7 protein-coding genes and 1 pseudogene are annotated in these 7,102 nt (G+C 36.0%); 2 read left to right on the top strand and 6 right to left on the bottom strand.

Going from position 1 to position 7,102, the window contains the following annotated elements:
- The 6 genes and pseudogenes from F6K13_RS11375 to F6K13_RS11350 all read right to left on the bottom strand — a co-directional run.
- Positions 1-317 (bottom strand): annotated as a pseudogene (locus tag F6K13_RS11375) (hypothetical protein); the annotation flags it as partial.
- A gap of 40 nt (positions 318-357) precedes the next feature.
- Complete coding sequence (locus tag F6K13_RS11370; RefSeq protein WP_124155458.1) at positions 358-1,338, bottom strand: hypothetical protein; 981 nt, start codon at positions 1,336-1,338, stop codon at positions 358-360.
- Positions 1,339-1,410: 72 nt separating this feature from the next.
- Complete coding sequence (locus F6K13_RS11365) at positions 1,411-1,905, bottom strand: hypothetical protein (RefSeq protein ID WP_124155459.1); 495 nt, start codon at positions 1,903-1,905, stop codon at positions 1,411-1,413.
- Positions 1,906-2,343: 438 nt separating this feature from the next.
- Positions 2,344-3,936, bottom strand: coding sequence for a hypothetical protein (locus F6K13_RS11360; RefSeq protein WP_124155460.1), 1,593 nt, complete (start codon positions 3,934-3,936; stop codon positions 2,344-2,346).
- A 130-nt stretch (positions 3,937-4,066) separates the two neighbouring features.
- Entirely contained in the window at positions 4,067-5,017 is a 951-nt protein-coding gene (locus F6K13_RS11355; protein WP_124143638.1) for an ABC transporter ATP-binding protein, read from the bottom strand.
- 220 nt (positions 5,018-5,237) lie between these two features.
- Entirely contained in the window at positions 5,238-5,753 is a 516-nt protein-coding gene (locus tag F6K13_RS11350; RefSeq protein ID WP_124143639.1) for a GrpB family protein, read from the bottom strand.
- Positions 5,754-5,783: 30 nt separating this feature from the next.
- On the opposite strand from F6K13_RS11350, the gene F6K13_RS11345 reads away from it, so the two are divergent.
- Positions 5,784-5,915, top strand: coding sequence for a hypothetical protein (locus F6K13_RS11345; RefSeq protein WP_275670297.1), 132 nt, complete (start codon positions 5,784-5,786; stop codon positions 5,913-5,915).
- Between the two features lie 304 nt (positions 5,916-6,219).
- The coding region (locus F6K13_RS11340; protein WP_287287406.1) for a dihydroxyacetone kinase subunit DhaK at positions 6,220-7,102 on the top strand (883 nt) is incomplete at its 3' end.

Below are 7,102 nucleotides of genomic sequence, written 5' to 3'. Positions count from 1 at the left end.
ACACCGCCAATTAATATTACAGCCAAAAATATCCAACTTAAAGCTTTGAATATATCTAGCCACCAATATGACCAGTCAATAGCAGTACAATATATATTTTTTTCTACTTCTACTCTTACACAATATCGGTTATAGAGAACAACACCTTTACCGTATTCTTGTGGAAGTTTTCCTAGAAAAAACATCATTACTATGAATTGACACAGGAGAGATGCTGAGATGGCGATCGCTACATTTTTTACTTTGAGGCGACCTTTTATTTCTCGGAATAATTGAGGATTCCAGTTAAATAAATTGTTTAATGGTTTAGATAACATAATTTATCACTCCAATAAGAAATTTTCCATGGTGAATTCTTCAATTTTTTTGACCTGTCAATAATTTCTGAGAATCGGATGCACCTAATGTTTGAATTTTTCTAGTTAGTAGGAAAGTTACTAATATTAAGACGCTCCACTGACTAATAATTGCTATTAACATTGGTGTGATAGCTAAAAAACCTTCGCCAATAGAAAACCAAGGGAAAGTAGAGAATAACCACAAATCAGGGGAACCCTCGGGTGTAATTGACATTAACAAAATTAGTGCCAAAGGTTGTAAAAAAATCAAACCACCTAGTATCCCTATTGCCCAAATAGCAGGATTTTTGATTTTCATTAGCAATATAAATTGAGCGATCGCTGCATAAATTAAGATTAAATTTAAGCTCAAAATTAAGGTCAAAATAACTGGTAGTTTAATCGTATTATCTTGCCAAAATAAAATCCAGGAAATCAAAATTACAGCAGTAATAACTACATTAATTCCCATTGCTACTAAAGGTGGACTTTTTTCACTCCAAATTAAATCTTCTTTTAAACTAATAGCCGATCCTTTGATAATTGTAGTTTCATCATTATTGACTTGTTGATGTCTATATCTTGCCCAATCTTGTATGCTCTGTCGTTGAGGTGACAACATAGCAATTACTAATAAAAACCAAAACAAATTAAGAGTACAGAATAAAACCGGTGAATTGTGTAAATCGTCAGTAATACCTATCGCTAACAAAAACAGTAGCAGATAGACTTGGGAACATCCCATTAACCAATAACTTTGTTTTTTGCTAATAACTGTACGATTAGGATTTCTGTAACGCCGATTTACAGCTTGCCAAATCCAATAGCTTCCCAAAATTACACCTGATATAATCATCGCACCAGTTCTTAGTAGAAAATCAGGAAAATGGGCACGAACTGCATAATCATAAGTATATGGTTGAATAATGGTTAGAAAAGGGTACAAAAATATGGCTGTTATGGCAGAAGCTAACCAAGCTTGAGTAACTCCTAAAAACACAAAAAGTATTGACGTATTGTAGAAAAAACAACAAACTTTTATTAAAATTCCATAAAATACAAAAAACCAAGATCAAGGTAAACCAGATGATATATTTGCCCACAAATGTAGAGGTAAAAAAATAGCTCCTGCTAGGTAAATTAAAATTGGTACTCCTAATAGTTTGCCGAGCAAAATTTTCTGACTAGATTGAGGACTAAGACGAATAAAATTGAGAGTACCAAGACGTTGTTCTTTTGCTAGGTCTGCTAATAACATATAGACACCACCAGTTAACATTAAAGTCAGCAAAATTATATTCAAAGTGCTGAAGATATCTACCCACCAATTAGACCAATCAATACCTGTACAATATCGTCCTACTTCGACACAATATGGATTATGGCGAGCAACATCTGTACCATAAGTTTGTGGAAGTCTTTCTAGGAAAAACATCATTACTATGAATTGGCAGAGGAGAGATGCTGAGATGGCGATCGCTACATTTCTAGTTTTGAGGCGACCTTTAATTTCTCGGAATAATTGAGGATTCCAATTGAATAAATTGTCTAATGGTTTAGATAACATAAGTTATAACTCCAAAGATTATAAAATTAATTTGCTTGCTGATGTCCGAGTTTCAGAAAAATTGCTTCCCAGGAAAAAGTGTATTTTACTTTCTATGTGTTTTGATAATGGAATCGGCCTCAGATTAATTTTTTTTCTAAGTCGTTATTAATTACTTAAACAGTAAGCATTCAGCAGTCAGCTATCAGCAATCAGCTTCTAAGATACATCTATAATTTATGCCCATAAATTATATGAGTTGACAACTCAAATATATGGTTGAAAATGTAGTAGAAGTTAAAAGAACTCTTGCTTCATTCATTAAAGCTAGGAGCTGACTGCTAATAGCTGAATGCCTACCTTAAACAGACTTCAATATTATTCAGTTATTGAGTTCCTAATAATTTTTATGACTCTAAGAAATTTTCTGACTGTAAGAAATTTTGTCTGGTGAATTCTTCAATCTTTTTGACCTATTAGTAATTTCTGATAATCAGATGCACCTAATTTTTTGATTTTTCGGATTAGTAGTAAAGTTACTGATATTAAGACAGTCCACTGACCAATAATTGCTATTAAAATTGGTGTAATAGCTAAAGAATTGTTGAGAGCAAACGAAGGAAAAGCAGAGAACAACCACAAATCAGGATAAATATCAGGGTTAATTGACATTAACGTTAGTGCCAAAGGTTGTAGAAAAATAAAACCACTTACTATTCCTGTAGCCCAAATAGTAGGCTTTTTGACTTTTGTTAGCAATATAAATTGAGCGACCGCTGCATAAATTAAGATTAAGCTAAAGCTCAAAATTAATATCAAAATAGCTGATAGTTTGATCGTGTTATTTTGCTGCCAAAATAAAATCCAGGCAATCCAAATTACAGCAGTAATAACTAGATTAATTCCTATTGCTACTAAAGCTGGACTTTTTTCACTCCAAATTAAATCTTGTTTTAAGCTAATAGATAATCCTTTGACAATTGCAGTTTGATCATTATTAACTTGTTCATGTCTATATCTTGCCCAATCTTCTACACTTTGTCGTTGAGGTGACAACATAGCAATTACTAATAAAAACCACAACAAATTAAGAGTACAGAATAAAGCCAGCGATTCTTGTAAAACGTCAGTTGATTTATAGTCAATATTGTGTAGTAAGAAACATAGCATTAGATAGACTTGGAAACATCCCATTAAGCAATAGCTTTGTTTTTTATTAATAGCTGTAGCATTAGGATTTCTGTAACGACGATTTACAGCTTGCCAACTCCAGTAGCTTCCCAAAATTAGAGCTGAAATAATCATATGACCAATTCTTAAAGTAATTATCACACCAATTCTTATTAGTAGAACATTTCTTTCATGAGTACCAATAAGGGCGTTAATCTCATCACTATACCCTTCATCAATAGCAGCTATTAGAAGATAGAAAAATATGCCTGTTATGGCAGCAGCTAACCAAGCTTGACAACCTACTAAAAACGCAAAAAGTAGTGAGGTATTGTAGAAAAAACAACAAACTATTATTAAAACTCCATAAAATACAAAAAACCAAGATAAAGACAAACCAGACGATATATTTGCCCACAAATGTAGAGGCAAGAAAATAACTACTGCTAGGTAAATTAAAATTGGCACTCCTAATAGTTTGCCGAGCAAAATTTTCTGACTAGATTTAGGACTAAGACGAATAAAATTGAGAGTACCAAGACGTTGTTCTTTTGCTAGATCTCCTACTAACATATAGACACCGCCAATTAACATTAAAGGAAGCAAAATCAAACTCAAATTGTTGAAGATATCTAACCACCAACTAGACCACTCAATATCTGTACAATATTTTCCTACTTCGACACAATATTGACTATCACTGGTAACATATCTACCGTATTCTTGTGGAAGTCTTCGTAGATAATACGTCATTACTATGAATTGGCACAGGAGAGATAAAGAGATGGCGATCACTACATTTCTGGTTTTGAGACGACCTTTTATTTCTCGGAATAATTGAGGGTTCCAATTGAATAAATTGACGAATGGTTTAGATAACATAAGTTATAACTCCAAAAATTTTGAAATTAACAGGATTTACTCAAAGAAACCCGGTTTCTCCTAAATGTCTATTGTTAAAAATAATGGTTTACCGTAGAAACCGGGTTTCTGGGTTCTTCCTGGGTAAGTCTTAATTTGCTTGCTGATGTCCGAGTTTGAGAAAAATTTCTTCTAGGTCTTCTTGAGTACAATGGAAATTTGTGACTGGGATATTAGCAAGAATGAGCGATCGCAACAAACTAGCAGCATCTTCGGGAGTTCCGGAAAATTGAACTTGTACTTGCTGACTATCTGGCAAAACTTCCCAAGCTTCCACCCAGGGAGAATTTTTAATTTCCGCAATCAAGTCTGATAACCCACTCATAACAGAAATCGAGATTTGCTGAGTACTAAGACGTTGATAAAGTTCTTTGAGAGAAGCACTTTCTACCAAATAACCTAATTCCATTATTCCTATAGAAGAGCAAAGGTCTGCCAAGTCACTGAGAACATGGGAAGAAATGACTATTGTCATGCCTGCTTCTTGCAATGCTTTGATAATTTCCCGAAACTGCATTCTGGCAATGGGGTCTAAACCAGAAACAGGTTCATCTAATAATAGTAGCAGGGGTTCGTGAATAATAGTTCTGCCTAAACTCAGACGTTGTTTCATACCCCGGGATAGAGTAGAAATCATACTATTCCGTTTATTCACCAATTCGACCAATTCCAAGACAGTAAAAAGTCGGCGTGAACGGTAAGGTTCCCGCAAATTGTAAAGTCTGGCAAAATAGTCAAGATAATCCCACAAAGTTAGGTCGTCATATACCGGAAAGTCGTCTGGCAAAAAACCGAGGCGTTGTTTCAGGGTGGGGTTGGTATGGTCACGCAGTAGGCGTTCTCCACTGATATATATTTCCCCTATTGTGGGTTCTTCGGCAGTAGCTAACATTCTTAATAGGGTGGTTTTGCCTGCCCCATTAGGTCCAATCAGTCCATAAACTTCCCCAGTAGCTACTTGTAAATGGAGGTCGTTGACTGCTATATGGCGATCAAATTGTTTGGTAAGGCCACGAGTTTCAATTGCTAGTTCTTGTAGCATGACTGTTAAACAGAAGAAGGTAGGTTAAGTGGGTGGGTTGAAACTACCCTAGCCAATGTCTACAGGATTTGGCATTAAGATTTCGCAATGTTTAGGCACATTATATTTTTGTGGTAATTCTGTTATGTTCATTACATTTTTCAATAATTTTGAGTATAATCTCTGGATATATAAAGATTGAATTTGTTAAGCGATCGCTCTCTATATGTGAAAATTTTTATTACTGAAGTCGTGCTTTTTCCATGACAGACTTAATATAATCCGTTTTTCCTGTTGTGTATGCTTTTCGAGCGATCGAAAAGCGTTGAGCAAGATTACGTTTTAATTTTGCATAGCGTGCTGCTTCATCTGGATGCTGACAAAGATAGTCTCGAAATATTAAACACTCCCATAATATACTGTCTGCTTCGACGATATGAACATGATGAGTGCGTGGACTGTTAGGTGGTAGACCTTTGACAAAAAACATCCGCTCTGGATCGGAATTATCAAACCAATATTCATATCCCAAGAGTTTTAACTGAGGAATAGCTATTTGTTTTGGTTCCTCAAGTGAAGATACTTCAATCAATAAATCAATAATAGGTTTTGCTGCTAAACCTGGTACTGCTGTGCTGCCAAAATGTTCGATACGATGAATAAGAGATTCTCCTAAAACTTCACGAATGTGTGTAGCTTCTTGCTGAAACATAAATTTCCAGTCTGGATTATGTTCGACGATAATAATTGCATCCATTTATCTATAAAATATTAACAAAAAACAGCGTTGGTAAAGCGCGTGTATGATATTAATCTTAATTCTTTAGGAGTCAGGAGTCAGGAGTCAGAACTCAAGAGTCAGGAGGGAATAAAGAAGAAGAAACCCCGAGTAGAAGGAGAAAGTTTTTTTGCCACGTAGACGGAACGGAGTTCTATCGCGCTCTTATCCGGACATAATATAATACCTCTTTTCACCAACGGCCAAAAAACTAATACCAAAGTTATTAGGATAATATTATAGATCGGGACTTATGCAAGTGCATAATTATGTTGGAACTAATGCAGTCAATTACCCAACCAGATATTTTTATAATCAGGACTTACGCAAATTATTAGATAAAACGCTATCTGTAGAGGGCAAATGCCATTCCCCCCTACTAGATATGTCGCTTGGTGCGTAAGTCCTGATAATATAAGTACAATAACCAATTGAGAAAAGTTCCATGAAAAAATTGATTAATAACCCCAACGATCTAGTTCGGGAAAGCCTTCAAGGTATGGCGATCGCCCACCCCGATCTAATTAAAGTCAACTTCGATCCCCACTTTATCTACCGCGCTGATGCACTGATAAAAAATAAAGTTGCCATCATCTCCGGTGGTGGGAGCGGTCACGAACCAATGCACGGAGGTTTTGTGGGGATGGGAATGTTAGACGCTGCTTGTCCTGGTGAAATTTTTACCTCTCCCACTCCCGACCAAATGTTAGAAGCTGCTAAAGTCGTCAACTCAGGTGCAGGTGTTCTCAATATTGTCAAAAATTATAGTGGCGATGTGATGAATTTCGAGATGGCAGCTGAACTTGCTTTCTCAGAAAATATCCGAGTCTTGAATATATTAATAGATGATGATGTCGCCGTTAAAGATAGTCTCTTTACTCAAGGGCGGCGAGGTGTCGGGACCACAGTGTTAGCAGAAAAAATATGTGGTGCTGCTGCTGAAGCTGGTTATGACTTGAAGCAAATAGCAAACCTTTGCCGGAAAATCAATCTTAACGGACGCAGTATGGGAATGGCATTGACATCATGTACAACACCTGGTAAAGGTAGCCCCACTTTTGAGTTAGGTAATAACGAAATTGAATTTGGTATTGGCATTCATGGGGAGCCAGGGCGAGAACGAATGTCTATGAAATCTGCCGATGAAATTGCGGAAATGTTGGCTGTATCTATTATTGAAGATGTAGGTTATAGTCGGATACTACGGGAGTGGGATGAGGATAAAGGAGAATGGCAGGAAGTGGAGTCGAGGGACCAACCATTTGAGTCTGGCGATCGCATCCTGGCTTTTGTTAATAGTATGGGTGGTACTCCTATTTCTGAGTTAT

Source organism: Okeania sp. SIO2B9, assembly GCF_010672505.1.
Classification (GTDB): Bacteria; Cyanobacteriota; Cyanobacteriia; order Cyanobacteriales; family Microcoleaceae; genus Okeania; species Okeania hirsuta.
This window is presented reverse-complemented; position numbering and strand designations above follow the sequence as displayed.